This window comes from Rhodococcus sp. AG1013 (assembly GCF_003350365.1).
Taxonomy (GTDB): Bacteria; Actinomycetota; Actinomycetes; order Mycobacteriales; family Mycobacteriaceae; genus Prescottella.
Genome location: NZ_QQAT01000008.1, coordinates 36387 through 62043 on the forward strand (window position 1 = coordinate 36387; position 25657 = coordinate 62043).

The 25657-nt window shown below is 68.5% G+C and carries 7 protein-coding genes; 3 read left to right on the plus strand and 4 right to left on the minus strand.

Going from position 1 to position 25657, the window contains the following annotated elements; all coding sequences use genetic code 11:
• Nucleotides 1–178: 178 nt before the first annotated feature.
• Complete coding sequence (locus DEU38_RS12180) at nucleotides 179–18952, plus strand: amino acid adenylation domain-containing protein (RefSeq protein ID WP_114721480.1); 18774 nt, start codon at nucleotides 179–181, stop codon at nucleotides 18950–18952.
• A 63-nt stretch (nucleotides 18953–19015) separates the two neighbouring features.
• A complete protein-coding gene (locus tag DEU38_RS12185; protein WP_114721482.1) occupies nucleotides 19016–20452 on the plus strand; it encodes a polysaccharide biosynthesis tyrosine autokinase in 1437 nt (478 codons plus the stop codon).
• Here the strand turns inward: DEU38_RS12185 and DEU38_RS12190 are convergent.
• Nucleotides 20420–20935, minus strand: a complete 516-nt coding sequence (locus DEU38_RS12190; protein WP_114721484.1) for a low molecular weight phosphatase family protein — start codon at nucleotides 20933–20935, stop codon at nucleotides 20420–20422. The genes DEU38_RS12185 and DEU38_RS12190 overlap by 33 nt on opposite strands.
• A gap of 137 nt (nucleotides 20936–21072) precedes the next feature.
• Here DEU38_RS12190 and DEU38_RS12195 point away from each other — a divergent pair, with 137 nt between their 5' ends.
• Nucleotides 21073–22209 (plus strand): hypothetical protein, encoded by a 1137-nt coding sequence (locus tag DEU38_RS12195; protein WP_258557849.1) that lies wholly within the window; start codon nucleotides 21073–21075, stop codon nucleotides 22207–22209.
• 11 nt (nucleotides 22210–22220) lie between these two features.
• Here the strand turns inward: DEU38_RS12195 and DEU38_RS12200 are convergent, their stop codons facing one another.
• The 3 genes from DEU38_RS12200 to DEU38_RS12210 form a co-directional block, all read right to left on the minus strand.
• Nucleotides 22221–23510, minus strand: a complete 1290-nt coding sequence (locus DEU38_RS12200) for a YibE/F family protein (RefSeq protein ID WP_114721488.1) — start codon at nucleotides 23508–23510, stop codon at nucleotides 22221–22223.
• A 302-nt stretch (nucleotides 23511–23812) separates the two neighbouring features.
• Nucleotides 23813–25066 (minus strand): pyridoxal phosphate-dependent aminotransferase, encoded by a 1254-nt coding sequence (locus DEU38_RS12205; protein WP_114721752.1) that lies wholly within the window; start codon nucleotides 25064–25066, stop codon nucleotides 23813–23815.
• Nucleotides 25067–25238: 172 nt separating this feature from the next.
• Nucleotides 25239–25649, minus strand: a complete 411-nt coding sequence (locus DEU38_RS12210) for a TIGR03668 family PPOX class F420-dependent oxidoreductase (RefSeq protein ID WP_114721490.1) — start codon at nucleotides 25647–25649, stop codon at nucleotides 25239–25241.
• Between the last annotated feature and the right edge of the window lie 8 nt (nucleotides 25650–25657).

The window sequence follows — 25657 nt, forward strand, 5'->3', positions numbered from 1 at the left end:
GGGCAGGCTAACCCGGATCGAGAATTGGTCGGGCGTTCAACTGGTGAATGGTGCACTCGCACAGTAAGTTATTCCTACCCGATCCAGGCAGGTTGGATCGGGTGGGTTCCGCTCGAGCGCGCTTGCGTGCCAGCGGTGGAGCTGTCGGGATACCTGCCGGATAAGAGGGGGTGCGCGCTTGCGTTCGTTTCCGCTTGCGCCATCACAGAGAGCGCTTCTGTTCGCTCAACAGCTGACGCCCGACACTGCCCTGACAGTCGCGCAGTATCTGGATCTGCGTGGGCCGCTCGATCGCCCGGCCTTCCTGGCCGCATGCGACCGTGCCGCCCGCGACATCGAATCCGGCACGGTTGTTCTCGTCGACGTAGACGGTGAACCGCACCAGCGGCCTGTCCTGGACATCGATGACGCGCCGAGGTTTCTGGATCTCGGTGGTGCGGACGATCCTCACACTGCGGCAATCGAGTGGATGACCGACCGAACGTCCCGACCGATCGACCCGTTCTCGGATCGGCTTGCGGAGATGACGCTCATCCGGCTGGGAAACGACCGGCATTATCTGCACTGTTTCGCACACCACCTCGTGATGGACGGCTCGGCCGCGCAAGTCCTGACCAAGCGCATCTCCGAGCTCTACACCGCGATGGTCAGCGGTGTGGAGCCGCCGCAATGTGCCTGCGCGCCGGTCGAAGAGCTGTACAGGAGTGTCGAGGCCTACTCCGGGAGCCGGCGCGAGGAACTCGACCGCGAGTACTGGCGTGAGCGACTGGCGGCGCTGCCGCAGGTCGTGTCACTGGCCGACCGGGTGGGGACGTTGTCAACACCTGCGCTGCGCACAGCCGGTGTTCTTCCGGAACGCTTTCTCGAGGCGCTGGACCACGCGGATTCCGCACCCGTGCCGGAAGTCCCCACGCTCGTTGCGTCGTTTGCCGCGTACGTGTCGCGGGTGACGGGCGTCGATGACATCGCTCTCAGCCTGCCGGTCTCTGCCCGTACCACCGCTTTGCTGCGCCGGTCAGCAGGATCGGTCTCGAACGTCGTGCCGCTGCGGGTGTTCGTAGATCCTGAGGGCACCGTCGAGGACCTGATCCGACGAGTCCAGTTGGAGATCACCGGTGCTTTGCGGCATCAGCGCTTCCGCTACGACGCGATGCTGGATGAGATGCCGGACTCCGCGGTCCACGGGTCCGGGTTGGGCGGGGTGTTCGGACCGGTCGTGAACATCATGCAGTTCCCTCGGCACTCGGTGTTCGGCGAGGCCGAAGGTGAACTGCATATTCTCTCGACCGGGCCTGTCGACGATCTGTCGCTGACCGTGTATCCAGGGTCGGGCGATCGCGCGACCCGAGTGGATTTCGAGGCCAATCCAGCGCGCTACTCGCAGGATTCACTGGAGCGACACCATTCCCGGTTCCTTGATTTCGCGGGGGAGTTCGTCTCCTCTGGGCACCGACGGGTGGGTGACCTTCCCCTCGGGCGACCCGGAGAGTCGGCGTCCGTCGAGCCTGTCCGCGGCGCCGACATCGGTGCTGAGATCACCTTGCTCCCCGAGGCGCTCACCCGTCACGCCGCGAGCGCGGAAGCCGCCCTCGTCAGCGGCGACACCACACTCACGTATCGGGACCTCGACGCCCGCTCGTCGGCGCTCGCTCGGCGGTTGATCTCGCTGGGCTGCGGTCCGGAAGGTGCCGTCGCGGTTGCACTTCCCCGATCCCCCGCCTCGGTACTCGCGCTGTGGGCAGTGGCGAAGACCGGTGCTGCGTACGTACCGGTCGACCCGGATCTTCCGTCGCTGCGCCTGACGCAACACCTCGATGGCATCGAGGTTGTCTTCGCCGAGCAGGATGTCGCGTTGCCGCCCGAGGTGATCCGCGTCGATATCGCGGCCGACGACTGGTCGACCGAACCGGTCACGGACGCGGATCGCGTCCGGCCTCTGCGGCCGGACAATCCGGCGTGGATCGTTCACACCTCCGGCTCGACCGGACGTCCGAAGCCCGTGGTGGTCTCCCACCGCGGGATCGCCGGACTGCTCTCGACGCTCCGTTCGCGATACGCGGTCACGGAGGACTCTCGTGTCCTGCACATCGCGTCTCCCACGTTCGATGCGTCTATCCAGGAGATCCTGACGGCTGCGGACGCCGGTGCTGTCCTGGTCGTGGCCGATCCGGATACCGTTGCGGGTGAGGCTCTCACGCGTCTGATGGGGGACCGCGCCGTCACCCATCTGGTTTCGGCACCGGCCGTGCTGGCGGCGACGTCCAGCGTGGGGCTGCCGCACCTGCGAATGTTGGACGCCGGCGGTGAGGCGCTCCCGATTCCCGTCGCACGTCGGTGGGCAGAGGGCCGCACGATGGTCAATGCGTACGGTCCCACCGAGACGACGATCCTCGCGTCGGTCAGCGGAGAACTCGATCCCGAGATCCTCACGCGGTTGCCGTCCGTGCCGATCGGGCGGCCTGTCGACGGAACGTCGCTGGTGGTGCTCGACCGGCGACTCCGGGTGGTGCCGCCGGGCGTCGTCGGCGAGCTCTATGTGATCGGTCCTGCCCTGGCACGGGGGTACGGTGCCCGTCCGGGGCTCACCGCCGAGCGCTTCGTCGCCTCGGTATTCGGGGGCGACCGGATGTATCGAACCGGCGACCTGGTGCGTTGGGGTGTCGACGGTCAACTCGAATTCGTCGGCCGAGCCGACAACCAGATCCAGATCCGCGGCATCCGTGTCGAGCCGGGTGACGTGGATGCCGCGCTCGTGACACACCCCGACGTCGACGGCGCCGCGACGGTACAACGTGACGGTCGGCTGCACTCCTACGTATCGGGCCGCTCCCCGACGGCGAGGGACCTGCACAAGTGGCTGACGGCTCGACTCCCGCGCCACATGGTTCCCGACAGGATCCTCGTCGTCGAGTTCCTGCCGCTCACCCCGGGCGGCAAGATCGACCGCTCGGCATTGGCCGCGATGGCGCCGCCCGCAGAGGACGCCGACGCGCGCGCGGTACACGGCCCGCTCGAGGCGTTGATCGCCGATGCGATGGGTGAGGTGCTGGGCGCCGAGGTTCGGGATGCGTCCGCCGACTTCTTTGTGCTCGGCGGCAATTCGCTCGATGCCACCCAGCTCGCCGGCCGCCTCGCATCCGCGACCGGTCGACGGATCACCGTCAAGGACGTCTTCGAGCAGCGCACGGTGGCCGGGCTGGCGGGGTCGGTGGCCGGCGTCGACGAGCGGACCGCGCTGGTCGGGGGTGCGACGGAGTCGAACTCGCTCGCGCCCGCTCAGCGGCGGCTGTGGCTACATGCGCAGACTCGACGCGACAGTACCGCCTATCACGTGCCGTTCGCGGTGGAGATGCGCGGACCGCTGTCAGGTGATTCCCTCACCTCGGCTCTACGGGACGTGATGGTTCGGCACTCCCCGCTGCGTACGGTGATCCACGACGGTGACCTCGGGCCGGAGCGGCACGTGTTGCCTGTCGAGGAGGCGTTCACGGTTCCGACCGTCGTCGACGTCACGTCAAGAGCCGAGTCCGATAGCGATGCAGCAGAATTCGTCAGCCGACCGTTCTCGCTCGCGTCGGACGTGCCGGTCCGATTCAGGCTCCAGCGATTCGACGCCGATCATCACGTACTCGTCGTCGTGGCTCACCACATCGCCCTCGACGGTCTGTCCTTCGGGCCCCTGGTGAACGACCTGGTGAGCGCCTACCGTGCACGGGCGGCGGGCGAGGAGCCGGCATGGGCGCCTCTGCCGGTCACATACACGGACTATGCGCAGTGGCATCAGACTGTGCTCGACTCCGGCGTCCGGGACGACGACCTCGACCACTGGACGTCGGCGCTGGCCGGTGCCGCGGACGTTCCGGGCCTTCCCCTCGACCGGACCCGGGGCCCGCTGGCCGGCTCTGCCGGACGCATCACCACTACGCTCGGCGCCGAGGTGCGAAACGCTCTCCACCGCACAGCCCGACAGCACGACACGACCGTCTTCATGCTCGTGCACGCCGCCCTCGCCGTGGTCCTGTCGGCTCTGACCGGATCCCGCGACACCGTGGTCGGAACCGTGGACGCGGGACGTGGAGATCCCGCCCTGGACGCGCTGGTCGGCATGTTCGTCGGCACGATCGCGTTGCGTGCCCAGGTCACTCCCGAGGAGACCTTCGACCGATTGCTCGACGCGGTCCGCGCCGACGACATCGAGGCATTCGTGCACAGCGCGACTCCGTTCGACAGCGTGCAGGAGCTTCTGGGCGCGGGCGTTTCGTTTCAGGCGGTGCTCACCTACGAGCACTTCGACGATCCGGTGATGCGGGTGTCGGATCTGAACTTCGTCGGACGCGAGCTGACAGGGACTGACGCGCGATTCGACCTTGAAGTCGCCATCCGGGAGCGGCCGGGCACCGAGGTGGAACTGTGCCTCACCTACGACGAGAGCATCCTGGACGGCGGAACCGTCCGCGGGTGGGCGGCGCTGTTGCGTGAAGTGCTCGAGTCTGCGGTGGCGGACCCGACGGCGCGGATTGCCGACCTGCTTCCCGCGGGGCCCGTCGACCGGGGGCCGTCGAACTACGCCGTTGCCACGTTGCGCGAGGTGCTCGGAGGTCCGACGCGGATCTGTGACGAGGAGGGCAAGCTCGTCGACATCGGTTCGGTGGCGGAGGCACTGGCACGCCGTCTCGCGCGGCTCGGTGTCGGTCCCGAGGACTTCGTCGGCGTCCTCCTGCCACGCTCGATCGACGCGATGACCGCCGTGTTGGCCGTCGCTCGGACCGGTGCGGCGTTCGTACCTGTCGACCCGGCCCAGCCGCGGCGACGCATCGAGGCCATCCTCGCGGACGCGGGTACACGATTCGTTGTTGCCGATCGGAGTGCGGTTCTGCCGCAATGGGTCACGCGGATCGATCCCCAGGCGGACAACTCGGTCGCACCGTCGAACAGCGAGTACCGGTTCGTTCCCCCGCATCCGGACAATCCGGCGTACGCGATCTACACCTCGGGGACGACGGGCGCGCCCAAGGGTGTCGTCGTGACGCACCGCGGCCTGGCGCCGCTCGCGACGGCGCTGCGCCGGGAGTTCGCCGTGACCGAGAACTCCCGGGTGTTGATCGGTGCATCGCCGTCGTTCGACGCATCCGTCCTCGAGTATCTGATGGGGTTCGGGACCCGGGCGACCGTCGTGCTCCTGCCGCCGGGAGCATTCGGCGGCCCCGCACTGGCGGAAGTTCTCGAGTCGCAACGCATCACGCACTGGTTCACCACTCCCTCCGTCGCGTCGGGTATCCCGCCCGAAGGACTCGACCAACTACGTGTGGTCGGGCTCGGCGGTGAGGCGTGCGCCGCGGACGTCGCCGTCCGGTGGGGCGCGGGTCGGACCCTTCTGAATCTCTACGGTCCCACCGAGGTGACCGTCGTCGCGACCATCGGTCGACTCGACGACAACGGCGGTTCCACCCCGATCGGCGCGCCGATCGATGGAATGACGGCAGCGGTGTTGGATCGTGGGTTGCGAGCGGTTGCGGTCGGTGTGGTCGGTGAGCTGTACCTGTCCGGTCCGGGACTCGCTCGCGGATACCTGGGGCAGCCCGCTCGGACCGCGGAACGTTTCGTGGCCTCGGTGTTCGGCCCCGGCCGGATGTACCGCACCGGCGATCTGGTCCGGCGGCGTCCGGACGGGCAACTCGAGTTCGTGGGACGTGTCGATGATCAGGTCCAGATCCGTGGTATCCGTGTCGAATTGGGTGAGATCGAGACCGCGATTGCCGGGCATTCCGACGTGGAAGCCGCTGTCGTTGCCCTGCATGAGGGAATCGTCGTCGCCTACGTGCACGGCTCCGGCCTCATCGACACCGAACAGGTGCGCCGATACGCCGCCGACCGACTGCCCCGGCACATGGTGCCGGGCATCGTCCAAGTCCTCGACGCAGTGCCGCTCACGACGGCCGGAAAGATCGACCGGTCCGCGTTGCCGAGTCCCGCCCGTCCGTCGACGTCCGACACGGGCCTCCGCGGGCCGGCGGAGGAGATGGTCGGCCGTGTTGTGCAGGAGGTTCTCTCGGCCGAAGCAGTGGGCCGGGACACGGACTTCTTTGCACTTGGGGGCGACTCCCTGTCGGCCACTCGACTGGTCGCACGCCTCGGCAGCGTACTCGGCAAGCGGGTAGATGTCCGCGATGTTTTCGAGAATCCCACTGTCGCAGAACTTGCGGCCACTCTGTGGGGCCGGGACGATCTGCCGGAGTTCCCGACGGCGCCGGCGTCGTCGGGACCCGCGCCGCTGGCCCCCGCGCAGCAGAGGATGTGGCTGCTGAACCGCGTCGACCGGTCCGGTAGTGACAACATCGCATTCGCATTGGACTTCGAGGGCGACCTCGACACGGTTGCTCTGCGCCGGGCCATCGGCGATGTGCTGGAGCGGCACCCGGCTCTACGGACCGTGATCTCCGACAACGGCGACGGCCCGGTACAGATCGTGGAGGCCCCGGCGCCCGTCCCGGCGGTCGTCGACACTCCGGGCGGGTGTGAATCGGAACTGGACGCGCTCGCCTCGTCGGAGTTCGACCTCGCGATGGAACATCCAGTGCGCCTGCAGTTGTACCGACTCGACGGGAACCATCACACGCTCGCCGTGGTGGCCCACCACATCGCGGTGGACGGGTTGTCGGCGGTGCTGCTCTCCCGTGATCTGGCCCATTCCTACACCGCGCGCCGCGCAGGCCAGGCGCCCCACTGGCCGTCCCTCGAGATCCAGTTCGCCGACTATGCCCGCTGGCACCGGACCGTGCTCGGTGACCCCGCCGCCCCGGAGAGTCGCGCGCATCGGGATCTCTCCTACTGGCGATCTGTTCTGGACGCGGATGCACCGCCCCTCGCGTTGCCCAGCGACCGGCCGCGTGGCGGGCCGATCGAGACTGCAACTTCCGGCACCGTGCGGTTCGAGGTGCCGGCGAACCTGCAGGCGGCGTTGGAAAAGATCGCACGCGAATATGACTCGACCCTGTTCATGGTGCTGCACGCGGCGCTGGCCGTGCTGCTCGGCAAGTTGGCCGGTACAGACGACATCAGTGTCGGATCGCCGGTCTCCGGGCGTACCGATCCTCGCCTGGACGAGGTGGTGGGAATGCTCGTCGGAACCGTCACCCTGCGAACCCGTGTCGATCCGCACCGGTCCTTCGCCGATCTGCTCGCCCGTACCCGCCGCGTCGACATCGATGCCTTTGCCCATGCGGACCTGCCGTTCGACGAAGTCGTCGCTCACCTGACGCGGCGTCCCCCGACCGCCCATCATCCGCTCTTCCAGGTGATGCTCGCGTACGAGAACTTCGTGCCGGACGAGGTCGAGCTGCCCGGTCTGCAGGTGACGACCCGTGAACTGTCCAGTGAGCGAACCCGGTTCGATCTCGAGGTCCGGCTGCGGGCGCGGGACGCGGACATGGGGGAGGCGGCGGGACTCGACGGTAGCCTCACGTACCCGCGTGCACTGTTCGACCACGAGTCCGTAGCAAGGTGGGCGCCGTGGCTGCTTCGGATCTTGGAAGCGGTCTCGGACGATCCGACGATCGTCGTCGGTTCGATCGACCTGAGCGCACGTCCGATGGACGCGCGTCGCCCCCTGCTCGGCGCGGACGCTGACCATTTGCAGGCCGGGATCACCACCGCGGCAGGCTCGTTGGGGGAGCTCTTCGCACAACGGGCTGCCGAGTCTCCAGATGCGATCGCGATCGTATGCGGTGACGATCGCATGACCTACGCCGACCTCGACTCGCGTTCGAGGGCCTTCGCCCGCCGCCTCGTGCGCGAGGGAATCGGGGCGGAGGACGTCGTCGCGATTGCGCTGCCCCGCTCACCCGACCTGATCGTCGCGATGCTGGCCGCGGTCCGCGTGGGCGCGGCCTACCTCCCACTCGACGTCACCCAGCCGCCCGAGCGCCTGAACGCGCTGATCCGCCAGGCGCAGGCTGCGCTTGTGGTGTGCCACGACGGGTTCGCCGCCCCGGAGCGCTCGATCACCCTCGACATGGACTTCGCAGCAAGCGAACTGGATCGATGCGGAAGTATCGATGTGGCATGCGACCCCGACCGCACCGCCTACGTGATCTACACGAGCGGGTCGACCGGAACACCGAAGGGTGTCGCGGTGACCCACGCGAACGTGCTCGCGCTCCTGACCAACACATACGCGGGGTTGGGCTTCGGTCCTTCCGACGTGTGGACGATGTTCCACTCGCCGTCCTTCGACTTCTCTGCGTGGGAGATCTGGGGGCCGTTGACCACCGGGGGACGCGTCGTCGTGGTCGATCACTTCGTGGCCCGCAGCCCCGAGGAGTTCCGGAAGCTGCTCGTCGCTGAGCGGGTGACCGTGCTGAACCAGACGCCGACCGCGTTCGGCCAGTTGGCCGAGGTGAGCGGAGACCCGGCGGACCTGTCGCTGCGTCTGCTGATCTTCGGCGGTGAGCCGCTGGACGGGGACCGCGTTCGTGGCTGGCTCGAGCGACATCGGAACCTTCGAGCGGTCAACATGTTCGGCATCACCGAGACCACCGTGCACGCCACGTGGACGGAGGTCCGATCGGCGCCGGCAGGTCGAAGTGTGATCGGTGTTCCACTGCCCGGTACCGGCGTGCAACTGCTCGACCGGCTCCTCCGGCCGGTGCCGCGCGGCGCGATCGGCGAGATGTACGTCTCCGGACCGCAGGTCGCTCGCGGCTACCGGGGACGGGCGGGTCTGAGTGCCGTCCGGTTCGTGGCGGATGTCGACGGCAAACTCCGGTATCGGACGGGTGACCTGGCTCGGCTACGCAACGACGGGATGCTCGAGTACCGGGGCCGGGCGGACGGTCAGCTCCAGATTCGCGGTCACCGCATCGAGCCAGGCGAGATCCGGGCGGCACTGTCCAGGCTCCCGGAGATCGTCGATTCCGCGATCGACGTGCGGGACGGTCGGCTGGTCGCGTACGTGGTGGGTGCGGTGCCCCGAGTCGGGCGGCAGGACCCGGATATCGACTCACGCACGGTGATCCGTGCATTGCGAACGATCCTGCCGGACTACATGGTTCCCGCGGTGGTGGTAGCGGTCCACCACTTGCCGTCGAGTGCCAACGGCAAGGTCGATCTCGCGGCGCTGCCGACACCGTCGGTACCCGCCCCTGCTGCGGAGACAGCTACCGGGCCACGGGGTCCGTTCGAGGAAATCGTTGCGGGTGTCTACCGCGAACTGCTCGGCGCCGACCGAGTGGGACGTGGCGACGACTTCTTCGAGTTCGGTGGTAACTCGTTGCTGGCAACCAGGCTCGCCGGTCGACTCGCTGCGATCACCGGGGCCGACGTCGGAGTGCGGGACGTGTTCGAGGCGACCACGGTGGCCGAACTCGCCCTGGTCGTCGAGGAACGGGTGGGTGGGGGTGCACGGTGCGAAGGTCCTCGGCCGTCCACGCCGGCAGCGACGACCGGTCCGCTGTCGCCCGCGCAAAGGCGACTCTGGTTCCAGCAGAACTTTGCTCCGGACTCCGCGATGTACAACCTTCCGTTCCTGCTGCACTTCGACGGTGAACTGGTCGAGGACGCGCTGGCGTGCGCGCTCCACGATGTGATCGAACGGCATCGGATCCTGCGCACGGTGTATCCGACCGTCGCGAGCGGACCGGTCCAGCAGGTGCTCGACGTCCCCGACCTCGACCTCGGTCCCGTCGCGATTGCGCCGGACATGTTGTCGGACACGGCTCGAGCCTTCGCGACCGCGCCGTTCGACGTGGCAACCGAGCCGCCGATTCGCGCGCGTCTCTACCGGACCGGTCCCATCCGCCACACGCTGGCTGTCGTCGTTCACCACATCGCCGCCGACGAATGGTCGCTCACACCCCTGCTTCGAGACCTCGCGCAGGCGTATCGGTCCCGGGCAGCCGGGCACGTACCGCAGTTGCCGGTCCCGGCCATCGAGTACATCGACTACGCCCGTTGGCAGACCTCGGCCGGCGAGGACGGACTGGAGTACTGGTCGGCGGCACTGGACGGTGTCCCGGACGAGTGCACCCTCCCGAACGATCGTCCGCGATCCGGCACGAGCTCGACGCGCTCGGCCACCGTCGGGGTGCGACTGGGGACCGAACTGGCGACCCGGGTTGTGGCCACGGCTCGCCGACATCGCGCGACGAGTTTCATGGTCCTGCACGCGGTTCTGGCCGCGGTGCTGGCACGGCACAACGGCTCCGCGGACGTCGTGATCGGTACGGCGGTGGCGGGCCGGGGAGATCCGAGATTCGACGACGTGGTCGGAATGTTCGCCTCGACGGTGGTCCTGCGGACCGATGTCGACGGGGACGGTTCGTTCGCGAGTTTGCTCGAACACGTCCGGCGCCGCGACGTCGAGGCGTTCGCCCACGCCGACACCCCGTTCGAGACGATCGTCGAACGGCTCGCCCCGCTCCGGGATTCCGCTCGCCATCCGCTGTTTCAGGTGGCGCTGTCGATGCGCCGTCCCGAGACGGTGCGGATCGACCTCTCGGGGCTGGTGGTCACGGCCGAGCCCGCGGCGCAGGACACCGTCCAGTTCGATCTCCAGTTGACGGTCACCGAGACCCCGGGTGCCCTCGAACTCGAATTCGCCTATCGGAGTGATCTCTACGATCACGACACCGTCACCGCGTTCGCCGAGCGGTTCGAGATGTTCCTCGACGCCGTGACGGACGATCCCGCGAAGGTGGTCGGAGACGTCGACCTGCTGACCGATGTCGAGCGGGCATCACTGGTGCCGGCCTCGGGGGAAGCCGGCACGCCGGTCGGTCTGTGGGCACTGCTGTCCGACGGGGCCCGCCGTGGCGGCAGCAGGGCAGCGGTCGTGGCGCCAGGCATCGAAGTCTCCTATCGCGATCTCGTCGATCGCGCGGAGGGCCTGGCGGCAGCCCTGGGCGCCCGGGGCGCGGGGCCGGGGGTACCCGTCGCATGTGCGCTGCCGCGGTCGTTCGAGTCGGTGCTCGCGGTGTGGGCGATCTCCCGGACCGGAGCCGCCCCGGTGATGGTCGATCCCACTCACCCGATCCACCGGATCGCCGCGATGCTCGAGCAGTCCCGGGCGCGCCTCGGTGTCACTGCGGCCGATCTCGTGGCGGAGCTACCCGGAGACACGCAGTGGATCGACGTCGCGGCCGTCGGCGACACCGACGTTCCACTGCCCGAGGTGCTTCCGGATCAGCCGGCGTACGTCGTGTTCACCTCGGGCTCGACCGGGCGACCGAAGGGAGTGGTGCTCACGTCCCGAGGCCTCGGCGCGCTGGCAGCCGACCTGCGCGACGTGTTCGCGGCAAGTCCGCAGTCGCGTGTGCTCCACGTGGCGTCTCCGGGATTCGATGCGGCCCTACTGGAGATGTTGGTTGCGGGCGCCGCAGGGGCGCCGTTGGTGGTGGCGCCGGTCGAGGCCTACGGCGGTTCCGGGCTGGCCGATCTGCTCCGACGCGAGCGGATCACCCACGCCTGCATGACACCGTCGGTCCTCGCAACGGTGGGTCCACGGGACCTGCCGGACCTCGAGGCACTGATGCTCGGAGGCGAGCGAGTCATGCCGGATCTCGTGCGGCATTGGGGGCCCGAATGCCGCCTCTACAACGGCTACGGCCCCGCCGAATCGACGGTGTTCGCGACCTTCGCCGGCCCACTCGGTCCCGGGGATCCGGCGGTGATCGGCAGCCCCGCCCGAGGGATCGACGCGGTAGTTCTCGACGTGCGACTGCGGCCGGTGCCGCCGGGGGTGACCGGCGAACTGTATCTGGCCGGTGATCGCGTCGCACACGGATACGCGGGCGCACCTGTGACAACGTCGGCGAGATTCGTTGCGGGAGAGAACGGTCGACGCTGGTACCGGACCGGTGACCTCGTTCGGTGGGTGAGCGGCGCGCGCGGACCGGTCCTGGAGTTCTGCGGACGTAACGACCATCAGGTGAAGATCCGTGGGATCCGGATCGAACCGGCGGAGATCGACGCCGTCCTCACCCGGAGCGGGGCGGTGTCGGCCGCCGCGACGGTCGCACGGGTTGGGACGACGGGATCGCCGGTCCTGGTCTCGTACGTCGTTCCCGCCGATGCCGACGTCACCGAGCTGCGCCGCAACCTGGCCGCGGCGTTGCCGTCGTACATGGTGCCCGCGTCGGTTGTCGGCGTCGCCGAGATCCCTCTCACCGCGAACGGGAAGATCGACGTCGAACGGTTGCCGGAACCTGTGCTCGACTCGGCCACCGGACCGGTAACCACGACGGAGGAACTCGTCGCCGACGCCTTCTCGGCCGCGCTCGGCGCCCGAGTCGGTCGGACCGACGACTTCTTCTCCGTCGGCGGCGACTCGCTGCTGGCCACCAGCGTGGTCGCACAATTGCGTGCTTCCACCCATACGGATGTCCCGCTGCGGTTGCTCTTCGCTGCCCCGACCGTCGCCGAACTCGCCGCGGAATTGGATCGGAGCCGGTTCGCCGAGATCGACCCCGGCCCGGTCGCCGTCTCGCGGCCGGATCGGATTCCCCTGAGCCGTAGCCAGAGCCGCATGTGGGCACTGCGCGGAGTCAGCAGGGAGGAGGCGTACCGGCTGCCGGCTCGTGTGGTGTTCCGGGGGCCGCTCGACGTGGATGCATTGGACGCCGCGCTCGCCGACGTCCTGGTGCGGCACGAGTCCCTGCGGACGTCGTTCGCCGTCGACGCTGACGGGCCGCACGCGATCGTCGCGGCGGCGGAGGACGTCGTTCGGCCGTTGAGGAGTGCCGCGTCCGATCAGCCTCCGGGAGCACTGGACGTGCGCCTGCGTGAGGACGGCGCCGACCGGCACGTCCTGGAGGTGACGATCGACCACCTCGCCGCCGACGGCACCTCGGTCGCGGTGCTGCTCGCCGACCTGAGAGAGGCGTACCGGGCCCGCCACGCAGGTGCCCCTCCCCGCTGGGATCCGTTGCCGCTGCAGTACGCCGACTACGCGGTCTGGGAGCGTGCGCGGGTCACGGACGGCGCGGATCTCGGGTTCTGGCAGCGGGAACTCGATGGCTTCGATCCGGTCGTGCTGCCGATCGAGGCGGGGAGCGCCGCACCGGGAACTGGCGCGACCGTGGAGTTCGCGCTCGACGAGGACACTGCGCGGGCGATCACGGAGCTCGCGACGGCCCATCACGCTACCGAGTTCATGGTGATCCACGCCGCGCTCGCTGCGCTCCTGTCACGGCTCTGCGGTGGCGCCGACGTGGGAGTGGTCGCGGTGGTGGCAGGCCGCAGATACCCGCAACTCGACTCCCTCGTCGGGCTGTTCGTCGACACCGTCGTGCTGCGCACCCGGGTGGAGTCGGACATGCCGTTCGGCGCGCTGCTCGCACAGGCTCGAGACACCGATGTCGCGGCATTCGACCGGGCCGCGGTCCCGATCGAGGAAGTTCTCACCGCCGCCGGGGCCCGGATGCCGCAGGTAGCGGTCGCCCTCCAGGACTTCACCCCGCCGATCGTGCGGATCGGCGACCTCGAAATCGAATCCCACGAACTCGCCGAGGACGCGGCGAAGTTCGATCTCCAGTTCACGCTGTCACGAAGCGGGGCAGCAGGATTCCACGGCACCCTGGTCTACGACGCCTCGAAGTTCGGCGCCGAGACAGCACGAAGCCTTGTGGACCAGTTCGTCCGTGCTCTCACCGGCGCAGCAACACGGCCCGACGTCACTGTGCAGGACTTGCCGATCGCGGTCACCGATGTCGTCCACGGCTGCGCGGCGGATGCACCGCGGACCCTGGCCGGGTTGCTGCGCAGTACCGCGGCCGCGCATCCGGACTGTGTAGCAGTCGTCGACGGTTCCGCCGCCGTGACGTACCGAGAGCTCGACGAGCAGTCCGACGAGTTGGCCCGACGCTTGATCGAGGATCACGGTGTAGGACCCGAGGATGTGGTGGCCCTCGATCCCGAACGGTCGTTGGGCAGGCTCCGCATGCTGTGGGCAGTCACCAAGACCGGGGCGGCGTTCGGGCCGACGGATGCGTACGTCGCCGCGCCGGTCCCCGCACCCAGACAGTCGCAGTCGGTCGATTCGCCCGCATACGTCATCTCGACCTCGGGCTCGACCGGTGAACCCAAGCTCGTTGCCGTGACGCATCGCGGCCTGGCGGCCCTGGCATCGGCGGCGCGAGGACGGTACCGCGTGGGTCCGGGCGATCGGGTACTGCACGGATACAACCCGGCGTTCGATGCGGCCGTGCTCGAGATTCTGCTCGCGCACACTTCGGGCGCGACACTGGTCGTCGCGCCGCCGGACGTGTACGCCGGCCCCGCGCTGCACGGGCTGCTGCGGCAACATCGCGTGACCCACTTCCTCTCCACCCCATCGGTACTCGCGACGATTCGATCCGACGATCTGGACGACCTGCGGGTGGTGGCCAGCGGCGGTGAGAGTCTCCCCGCGGAGATCGCTGATCGGTGGCGGGCGGGCCGCACGATGCTCGACGCCTACGGGCCCACCGAATGCACTGTCGTCGCCACCCTCGGTGAGGTCGACGGTTGCACCGGTATCGGCACACCGATACCGGGAACCTCGGTCGCGGTCCTGGATACGCGGCTACGCCCCGTCGCGGTCGGTGGCGTCGGCGAGCTGTACCTCGCCGGCGGCGGTCTCGCCCGTGGCTACCTCGGCGCGCAGGCGCTGACCGCAGCGAGCTTCGTTGCATCGGTGTTCGGCCCGGGCCGTATGTACCGCACCGGAGACCGCGTCCAGGTGCTCGCCGATGGGCGGATGGTGTTCCTCGGGCGTGTCGATCGGCAGGTCAAGGTCCGCGGGGTCCGGGTAGAGCCGGAGCAGGTAGAGGCGGCGCTCATGCGCTGCAGCGGTGTTCGTCATGCGGCCGTCGTCGTGCGCGGACCAGTCCTCGTCGCATTCGTCGCGGGGGCAGGTATCGATGCCGCAGCCGTCCTCGCTCGCATCGCGGGTGAGTTGCCACCGGGGTTGGTGCCGTCTCGCCTGCACGTACTGGACAGCCTGCCGACCACACCGAACGGCAAGCTCGACCACGCGGCACTGTCGACGATGGCGGACAGTCTCGCGGCGACCACCTCAGATCGATCACTCACGTCGACCGAGGTGCTGGTCGCGGCCGTCGTGCGGGACGTCCTCGGTCACGACGTCGACATCGACACCGGCTTCTTCGCGCTCGGTGGCCACTCTCTCGGCGCAGTCGAGGTAGCCGCCCGTCTCGCCGACGCGCTGCACCGCGACGTGCCGCCTCGAGCGGTTCTCGAATCGGTGACGCTGGCGGCGCTCGCCGGTCTGCTCGATCTCTCCGAGCTCGATGTCCGACCTCCGCTGACAGCGGCCGGCCCCGAACCTGCGCCCATGGCGCCCGCACAACGACGCCTGTGGATGCTGCACCGCGCGGACCCGGCGAGCTATGTCATGCCGATCACGTTGCGGCTGAACGGCTCCCTCGTTGCGGACGCACTCGGGGCGGCGCTGGCCGATGTCGTCGAACGCCACGAGCCGCTCCGGACCGTCTACCCCGACGAACATACTCAACGGGTGTTGAGCGCCGATCGGTTCGTGATCGACTACACGGTTGCATCCGTCGATCCTGACGACGTGGACCACCGGGTGCGCGAACTTGTCGAGCGTCCTCTCGATCTCGTGGAACATGCTGCTCTGCGTGCGGGTCTGTTCCAGGTGGACGACACGGAGTGGGTCCTCGCGATCGCCGTGCACCATATCGCTCTGGACGGCGCGTCGGCCGTACCGCTTCTGCGTGACCTCGAGTGCGCGTACGCTGCACGACTCGCCGGTACGGCGCCGCCGTGGACGCCGCTTCCGCTGCGCTACAGCGATTTCGCGCATTGGCAGACGAAGATGCTCGGCGATGTCCGCGATCCGGACACTGTCGGTGGTCGTCAACTCGCGTACTGGGCGCACACCCTCGCGGGAGCGCCTGACACGCCGCTGGATCTACCGACCGATCGCCCTCGACCCGACGTCCCTACACACCGCGGCGGCGTCGTACACGCCGAAATCGGTCCGGATCTGCACGCGGCAGTGACCGATCTGGCGCGTACCCACGGGGTCAGCGCATTCATGGTCCTGCACGCCGCCCTCGCCGCGCTCCTTGCACGACTCGGCGGCCGCGACGACGTCACGGTCGGTACCGTCGTCGCCGGTCGGACCGACGCTCGACTCGCCCCTCTCGTCGGGATGTTCGTGGGTACGCTCGCCCTGCGGACCCGGGTCGATCCGACCGAACCGTTCGCGGATCTCGTCCGACGGGTGCGCGACGTGGACCTCGCGGCCTTGGCCCACGGAGACGTGCCCTTCGACGATGTCGTGGCCTGCATCGCGCCCACTCGTACTGCCGCACACCACCCGATCTTCCAAGTGCTGCTGGCACACTCGACGGCGACACCGGAATTGCCGAGCCTGCCCGGCGTGGAGGTGGCAGACCTCGCGGCGGGTGCGCCGACGGCGCAGTTCGATCTCGCGTGGGATGTCGTGGAGTCACCGGATGGATCGGGTATCGACGTGCGCTTGGTGTTTGCCACCGACCTGTTCGACTGCGGAACCGCCGACATGTTGCTCACATCCTGGGTGCGCCTGCTGGCTCATGCCACGGCCGACGCGGCCACCCCGGTGGGTGATCTCGAGCTCGCGCTCGACCCGTCCGTCGCGGACGGGAGCTCGGCCCCGGTCGCCCGCACCCTGCGCGAGATACTGGCGGGGTCGGTTCGCACATATCCCGACCGAATCGCGCTCCGGGCCGGTGACCGGCAGTGGACGTACGCCCAACTGGACGTCGCGGCGGCCCAGCGAGCCGACCTCCTGCGAGCCGAGGGCGTCCGCGCGGGTGACGTCGTCCCGATCCGAGCGGTACGCGGCCCGGACTGGGTGCTCGACGTGTGGGCGATCACCCGAATCGGAGCGGCCTGGGTGCCGGTCGATCCGAAGCTCCCGGACGACAGGCGCCGGCGGGTGCTCGACAGCGCGCGCGGATCGACGGACGGGTCGCTGGCCTACCTGCTGTACACGTCGGGGACGACCGGGGAGCCCAAGGGTGTCGCGGTAACGCACGAGGGACTGTCGGCGCTCGTCGATCTACAGGCCGATCGACTGCTCGTCACCCACGAATCCGTTGTTCTGCAGGCGGCTTCGCCGATCTTCGACGCGTCGGTGTTCGAACTGCTCGCGGCGCACGCGCACGGGGCGACCTTGGTGTGTGCACCGGAGTTCGCCTACGCGGGCGCAGACTTGCAGGCGGTGGTCGAGGACGAGGCCGTCACCCACCTGAACCTGACGCCTACCGTCCTCGCGACGCTGGAACCGGCCGGATTCACTCGGAGCCTGACCGTGGTATCGGCAGGCGAGAGGTTGCCGGTCCCGTTGGCGCACAGTTGGTCCCGGCACCATCTTTGCAACGGTTACGGGCCCACCGAGTGCACAGTCGGCGTCACGTGCAGCGACGTGTTGGGGACCGGAGCAGTGAACATCGGGGCGCCCCTGGCCGGCGCGCGTCTGCGAGTTCTGGACGGGCGACTGCATCCGGTTCCGGTGGGTGTCGTCGGTGAACTCTACGTCGGTGGCACGGGGCTCGCGCAGGGATACCACCGGCTGCCCGGTACGTCGGCCGGCCGATTCGTCGCCGACCCGTTCGGTGCACCGGGGGCGCGGATCTACCGGACCGGGGACCTGGTGCGCCTGCGCAGTGACGGCACCCTCGAGTACATCGGCCGCGGTGACGACCAGGTCCAGATCAACGGCGTGCGTGTGGAACCCGCCGAGATCGACACTGCACTACTGGCGCACCCGGCGGTGGTTGCGGCAGTCACTCTGCCGAGGTGTCGACCGACGGGCGAGACGGTGCTGGTGTCGTACGTGTCGACCCGGCGTGGAGGCACCCTCGAACCGCGATTCCCGCGTGCGCACCTCGAGCGCGTGCTGCCCCGCCATCTGCTTCCCGCAGCGGTAACCGTGATTGCCGAAATGCCGGTGTCGGCAGGTGGAAAGATCGACCGGAGCGCGCTGCCGGAACCGGTTTTCGACGACGGATACGTGAGCGGTGCCGAGCCGGAGGGGATCATCGAGCGGCGCGTGGCCGCCGAGATGGCGGACGTGATCGGGTTGTCCGGTGCTCCCCGAGATCGCAGCTTCTTCGAACTCGGCGGAACATCCATGGGCGCCGTCCGCTTGGTGACGCGGCTACGGGAACGGTACGGCTACGACGTTGCGCTCGCCGCACTCTTCGCCGATCCAACGGTCGCCGGCACGGCCCGGCAGATCGAATCCGGAAGCGAGGATCCGGATCCGTTGGCGACGCTCGTGCGCCTGAACCGGCCCGAGAACCCCGATGCGGCACCGCTCTTCTGCGTTCACCCCGTCAGCGGGCTCGCCTGGTGCTACGCGGGACTGGCCGACGAGTTGCGCGACAGGCCGCTGTACGGATTGCAGGCAACCAACGAAAGCGTCGACAGCCTGGAGGGACTGGCGCGCCGGTACATCGCGCAGGTGCGAGCGGTGCAGTCGCAGGGGCCGTACCACTTGCTCGGCTGGTCTTTGGGCGGCAACATCGCGCATGAGATGGCGGTGCAGTTGCGCGCGGCGGGAGAAGAGGTGGCGGCACTGGTACTGCTCGATTCGCTCCCGCCGGAGTCCGTTCCGTCGAACGCCGCCGTGGATGCGGTTGGCGCGATCGATGACGTCCCGGGACTCGACCCCGGTGTTGTTCAGCACGTGGTTCGGACCGGCGCAGCGTTGGAAGCCGCGGCCCGTGGGCACCGTTCGGGAGCCTTCGACGGCGACGTCGTGTTGTTCGTCGCGGCACACGAATCGGAGGAACGGGGAAATCTGCGTGGTCTGTGGAGTCCCTACGTTCGGGGCGACGTGACGGAGCATCGCGTGCCGTGTGCGCACGCGGAGATGACCTCGACGGATTCGCTCCGGCGCGTCGCGCACCTTCTCGCCGAGCTGGACGGAGGTGCGCCGTGATACGAACTCGCGCATAGGGTATCCGCAAGTGTTGTACCGAAAACAGGACGGGGAATCGGGGATATGGAAGTACAGGACTACCTACGGATCGTGCAGACACGGTGGAGGATCATCGCGCTGACAACACTGGTCGGCATACTCGTCGCGCTCGGAGCCTCGCTGATGTCGACACCGATGTACCAGGCATCGTCCAGGCTGTTCGTCTCCACCTCCTCAGGTGCGTCGGTCAACGAGGTCTACCAAGGCAACCTGTTCTCGCAACAGCGTGTCGCTTCCTATACCAAACTGTTGACCGGTTCCACGCTCGCCCAGCGCACGCTCGACAAGCTGGGGAAGTCCGACCTCACTGCGGAGCAACTGGCCAAGAAGGTCAAGGCAACCTCGACGCCGGACACCGTCCTGATAGACACCAAGGTGACGGATGCATCTCCCGAGGTCGCGCGCGACCTCGTGAATGCACTGTCGGACGAGTTCGTTCTCATGGCAGAGGAACTCGAGAGCATGGAGGTCGGGAAGCCTCCGATGGCCCGCGTCGTGGTGGAGCAGCACGCGTCGACTCCGTCCACTCCTGTGAGCCCCAAGACAAAGCGCAACCTGGCACTGGGCTTCGTCGTCGGACTTCTCGGCGGCATCGCCCTCGCCGTCCTGCGCGACCGCCTGGACAACACCGTGAAGAGCCGTGAGGTGCTCGACGAGCTTGCCGGGGTCGGCCTGGTGGGTACGGTGCCGTTCGACAAGGATCGGGAAGAGAAGGCGGCCATCGCTTTCCAGGACGGGTATTCGGGCAGCGCCGAGGCGTTCCGTGAGCTGCGCACGAATCTGCAGTTCCTCGAGGTGGACAACCCGCCCCGTGTCATTGCGATCACCAGTTCGCTTCCGGGAGAGGGAAAGACGACGACGGCGATCAATCTGTCGCTCGCGATTGCGGAGGCCGGCTACTCGGTGGCTCTCGTGGACGCGGATCTGCGCCGCCCGCGTATCGCCAAGTATCTCGATCTGATCGGGTCGGTAGGTATGAGCACGGTGCTGGCCGGGCAGGCCGACATCGACGACGTGTTGCAGTCGACGCCGTTCCCGAACGTCTCGGTACTCGCGTCCGGTCCGCTGCCGCCGAATCCGAGCGAGTTGCTCGGCTCCACGCATGCCGAGAAGTTGTTCGCGGATCTGCGCTCGCGTTTCGACTTCGTCATCATCGATGCCTCGCCGCTTCTGCCGGTGACGGACGCGGCCGTTCTCGCGGTCAAGGTGGACGGCGCGTTGGTCGTGGTGAAGCACGGGCAGACCAAGCGCGAGCAGGTCTCGCGGGCTATCGGCAATCTGCGCAGCGTGGGTGCGACCGTCCTCGGCACGATCCTGACGATGACGCCGGCCAAGGGCAAGGGGGCGTACGAGTACAAGTACTACTACGACTCGGATGCGCCGGTGCAGAAGGTGGAAGATGCCCCGGCGAAGGTCGATCCCGCGCCGCTAGTCGCGCAGGCGGGGCAGAAGGTCGAGTAGGGCCTCGTCGATCTGACTGCCGACGTCCCCGAACACGATCGCGCTGCGGCCGATCGGGTCGGGGACGTCGACGTTGTCGGGTCGGGGGACCTGACCGCGGACCGCTGCGAGGTCGGCGACGGTGGCCGATCCGGTCGCGCGCGCCAGATGGGTCGCCTCGAGCAGCGTGAACGTCCGCTTGAGCTGGCGCGGTGCCGTGCGAAGCACGGCGTCGCGGTGGGACTCGGTCATCGTCAGGATCAGGTCGGCGGTTCCCGCGATCGCCGGGTTCAGCTGGCGCGCCGCGAAGCCGTCCGGCGTGCCGCCGAGGTTCGAAAGAATCTGTGCTGCCGTCGGTTCCATCGGGCCGCCGACTACCGCGCGGGTCCCTGCGCTGGATGCGGCCAGATCGGTCCGCCCGGTGCGGGCCGACCAGGCGGCGGTGAGCCGCTCTGCGGTGGGGGAGCGGCAGATGTTGCCGGTGCAGACGAACAGCAGTTGCATGGGGTGAGTGTAGGGCGGCTGTATAGACTCGGCTCGTCCAGCACGCGGCTCGCGCGGCGACCGTTTGCGACCACGATCGAAGGCGGCTCATGGGTGGGGTTCTGGGAGTTTCGGTGGGGGCCGGATTCGTTCGTCTGGTGCGATCCGATTCCCCGGACGGATCCGGTGAGTTCGAGTACCAGGCGATCGAGGTCGGTGGGCAGATCGCGGAGGATCTGGCGGCGCAATCGGTCGGCGTGATCCTCGCGGAGGCGGCCGAGTCGGGATCGGCCGTCGGCGTGGGTATCTCCTACAGCGACGAGGGCCAGGCCGCTGCGCTCGACGTGGCGATGCGACGGCAGGGTGTCACCGGCTTTCGCCTCGTCCCCGAGGTGACCGCGGTACTCGAGCAGTTGCGCGGTGTCGGCGATATGGCGGAGTTCCGGACGGTCGTGCTCTACGACCTCGGTAGTTCGGGGTTGACCGTCAGCGTGGTCGACCGGTCGACCGGAGTGGTCGCGGCAACGGAGCGCACCGACGTCCTGTGCGGCGACGACCTGATCGGACTACCACGTGAAACATTCGACAGCGTCGCGGTTCCCGCGGTCCAGCGTTCGGCAGACCTGGTGGCCGAACTGATCGTGCAGTCCGGGCACAGGCCCGACGCCGTCGTGCTTCTCGGTGGCGGAGCCCATCTGCCCGTGGTGCGGGCCGTGCTCGAGTGGAGGCTCGGTCTGCCGATCGTGGCGCCGCACGCGCCGGAACTGGCCGCTGCCCGCGGCGCCGCGTTGCTTGCGGCGCCGGTGTCGGCGGCCGGGCCCGCTCGTCCACGGCCGTCCACCGCGCGCGGGCGGCACCGGCAGGCGGTCTCGCGGCGTCAGGTCAGCGGTGCCGGTATCGCCGGGGCCGCGCTCGTCGTCATCGCCGTCGTCGGGTTCGGACTGGGCTACGGCAGAACCCTTTTCGGTCCGGATGCGGCAGCCACCGCCGACACACCCACCTTGGTACCGCCGAGTTCGTCGACGACGGTCCAGACCTCGCTCCCGTCACCCCCGCCGCCGTCCGAAGCGCCGACGACGCCGCCGTCCGAGCAGGGCGCGTCGCAGCCGGTCGGGGGCGGTGGGGGCGCCCCGGCCCCACCTCCACCGGCCCAGCCCCGTCCGGCGGATCCACCACCCTGGTGGGAGATCCCGGAGCTACCCGGGATCCCGCCGCTCCCGCCGCTGCCGCAGCTCCCGCAGTTGCCGTTGCCTCCGGTGGAACTGCCACCCTTGCTGCCCCTCCCGCGGCTCTGACGGGCGGTCGGTCAGCGCGCGTGACGCCCGCCTGTACGCCGCCGCGGTGACGGAGCGGCGAGCCGGGGCCGGGCGAGGAGCGCGGCGATCCCGGTTGTCAGGGGCACGGAGAGCGCGAGTGCGATGCCGCCGACCGACGATCGGACGATCTCGATCGCCACGGCGTCACCGGTCAGGACGTCGCTGACGGGTCCACCCGCGACGCTGAACAGCAGCAGGAGCGGAAGCGCACCGCCGGCGTACGCGAGCACCAGGGTGTAGACCGTGCTGGCGATGTGGTCGCGTCCCACCCGCATTGCGGAGGTGAAGACGGTTCGCCGGGAAGCGGCCTCGTCCATCGACGCGATCTCGAATGCCGCCGACGCCTGCGTGATCGTGACGTCGTTCAGCACACCGAGCGAGCCGATGATGAAGCCGGCCAGGAGGAGTCCGGTGATGCTGACCTGCTGGATGTAGGCCTGCACGTTGGTGTTCTGTTCCTCGGACAGTCCCGTCAGATGCGTCATCCGAATCGCGATGACGGACAGGACGGCTGCGACGAGCATCGAGGCGAGCGTGCCGAGCAGCGCCGCGCTGGTGCGTAGATTCACGCCGTGCGCCAGGTAGAGCACGGCGTACAGGATCACCGCGCCCGAGACGAGTGCGACGGGCATCGCCGGCTTTCCGTCGAGCAGTGCCGGCAGCGTGAAAACGACGAGGACGCCGAAGGTGATCCCGAGTCCGAGGAGCGCCCGCGCACCCCGCCACCGGGCAACCGCGACGATCGCGACGGCGAACGCCGCGACGACGAGGAGCAGGGGAAGCCCGCGGGAGTAGTCGTTGAACGAGTAGATCGGGGTGCCGGACGAATCCGTCTGCCGGACAAGCCGGATGTGCTCACCGACGCTCAGATTCGGTTGCCCCGGACCGGGCACGATCTCGAGCAGCGTCCGGGTTCCCTCGTTGGGGCCGGAGTCGATCGTCACCAGGCTGCGTCGGCAATCGAACGAACTACCGGTCGGGGGAGGTGTGGGATCGCCCGGAAACGCCCGGCCCGCAGACGGGCTGCCGCACGGTGTGATGTCCTGTGCGACGACGGTGCCGGCCTCGGTGGTGACGGCTCCACCGCCCGCGTTCTGGAACGGCAGCGGGATCTCGATGTGCTGCTTGCCCGGCCACAGGATCGCGGCCGCCGCGACGACGGCGATTGCGATCGCGACGAGCAGTCCGACCACAACGCGTGCAGCGGTCGGGCCCACCGGGAGCGGGCCTTCGAAATGGCCGTGGCCGTGGCCATGACCGTGGAGGGCTTCGGATGTCATCGGATCGGCCTCTGCACCGGATCAGGCTAGCGGTGGCGGTGGCAAGCGACGGTGGCGGGGAGCAGGGGGGGTCGTCCCCGCCACCGATACCTCGTCGCCCAGGGGGGAGGGGGCAAGACGAGGCGCTTACGGACACTCAGAGGTGCCAATCGGTCAATCTACCCATACCGGGGCGATCCCGCAGGGTTGAGGGAAAATAGCGTGTCGGCCCACCATGCGATCACCTGGATCACGTTCGGATGCAGGTGCTTCCGAGGTATCGGGTGCACCTGCATCCGGGCCGGGCGGACAGGTCCGACGGGCTACTGCTTGTAGCTGGACAGGAAGTTGCCGAACCGCTCGATCGCCACCGCGAGATCCCGCGCCCACGGCAACGTCACGATGCGCAGGTGGTCGTGATCGGGCCAGTTGAAACCGGTGCCCTGGACCATGAGGATCTTCTCCTGCAGCAGCAGATCCTGCACCAACTTCTCGTCGTCGTGGATCTCGTAGACGTTCGGATCCAGCCGGGGGAACGCATACAGCGCGCCGCGCGGCTTGACGCACGAGACGCCGGGAATCATGTTGAGCCGCTCCCACGCGACGTCACGCTGCTCGAGCAACCGGCCGCCCGGCAGGATCAGATCCTCGATGCTCTGGTGCCCGCCGAGCGCAACCTGGATGGCGTGCTGACCCGGAACATTGGGGCACAGGCGGGTGGACGCCAGCAGATCCAGACCCTCCAGGAACCCGGCAGCGTGGTCCTTCGGGCCGGTGATGGCGACCCAGCCGGAGCGGTAGCCCGCGACGCGGTACGCCTTCGAAAGCCCGTTGAACGTCAGGCACAGCATGTCGGGCGCGAGCGTGGCCAGCGAGATGTGCTTGGCGTCGTCGTAGAGGATCTTGTCGTAGATCTCGTCAGACAGCAGCAGCAGCTGATGCTTGCGGGCCAGGTCGACGAGCTGCGAGAGCACCTCCGCCGAATAGACGGCGCCCGTCGGGTTGTTGGGGTTGATGACCAGCAGCGCCTTGGTCTTCTCGGTGATCTTGGACTCGATGTCCGCGATGTCCGGGTTCCAGTCGTTCTGCTCGTCGCACAGATAGTGCACCGGGGTGCCGCCCGACAGGCTCGTCATCGCGGTCCACAGCGGGTAGTCCGGAGCCGGGATCAGGACCTCGTCACCGTCGTCGAGCAGTGCCTGCATCGTCATCGTGATGAGTTCGGAGACGCCGTTGCCGAGGTAGATGTCGTCGACGTCGAGCTCCGGGAAGCCGGGCACCAATTCGTACCGCGTGACGATCGCGCGCCGTGCGGACAGGATGCCCTTGGACTCCGAGTAGCCCTGCGCGTACGGCAGAGCCGCGATCATGTCGCGCATGATCACATCGGGTGCCTCGAATCCGAACGGGGCTGGATTGCCGATGTTGAGCTTGAGGATTCGGTGCCCCTCGGACTCCAGTCGCGCCGCGTGCGCATGCACCGGCCCGCGGATTTCGTACAGCACGTTCTGCAGTTTGGTGGACTGCTCGAGAGCGCGCTGCGGCCGACGGTTGCGGACGGAATCTGGAGTGCTCACGCAACCATGATTCCACTCGCGCGCAAACGGAAATCGGCCGCCCACGAGCGGCCACTCCGGAGCGGCGCCGAAATCGGACATGTTCGGCCTGGTGGGGGCGCTGATCGTGGGTGTCGGGACGCGCGCGGGAAAGGTCCGTCGAGGCCCGTGGACGTGACGGACGCCGCCGCGCTCACGACGCCGACCACGCCCGCCACCGAACGTCGCCGATCGCCACGACCGGACCGGCGGGGCGCATCGATCGGTACTGCGGATACTTCGCGACCAGCGCGTCGATCGCGGACCGGCCCTCGCTGCTGTCACCGGACAGGATCCGTGCGGCGCCGTCGACGCGGACCCACCACAGTCGCGTCCAATCGTGGTCGTAGTGGTCGACGATCAGGCTGACGCGTCCGGTCGCGGTGATGTTCGCGAGCCGACGCAGCCGGCGGGTGCTCTTCGGCTTGTCGTCGACCGCGGTGTAGATCGTCTCTCCGAGCACCGCGAATACCACCGGCACCACGTGCGGGTCGCCGGCCTCGGTCACCGTCGCCATGCGGGCGATCGGGGCGTCGGTGAACCGCGAGGGCAGCTGCGCGGGCATGAGGAAAC

What these genes read in the sequence shown, in the direction of transcription:
- DEU38_RS12210 (WP_114721490.1), bottom strand. Translation starts at nt 25,649, where the DNA reads ATGCCCGCGCAGCTGCCCTCGCGGTTCACCGACGCCCCGATCGCCCGC.
- DEU38_RS12190 (WP_114721484.1), bottom strand. Translation starts at nt 20,935, where the DNA reads ATGCAACTGCTGTTCGTCTGCACCGGCAACATCTGCCGCTCCCCCACC.
- DEU38_RS12200 (WP_114721488.1), bottom strand. Translation starts at nt 23,510, where the DNA reads ATGACATCCGAAGCCCTCCACGGTCATGGCCACGGCCACGGCCATTTC.
- DEU38_RS12185 (WP_114721482.1), top strand. Translation starts at nt 19,016, where the DNA reads ATGGAAGTACAGGACTACCTACGGATCGTGCAGACACGGTGGAGGATC.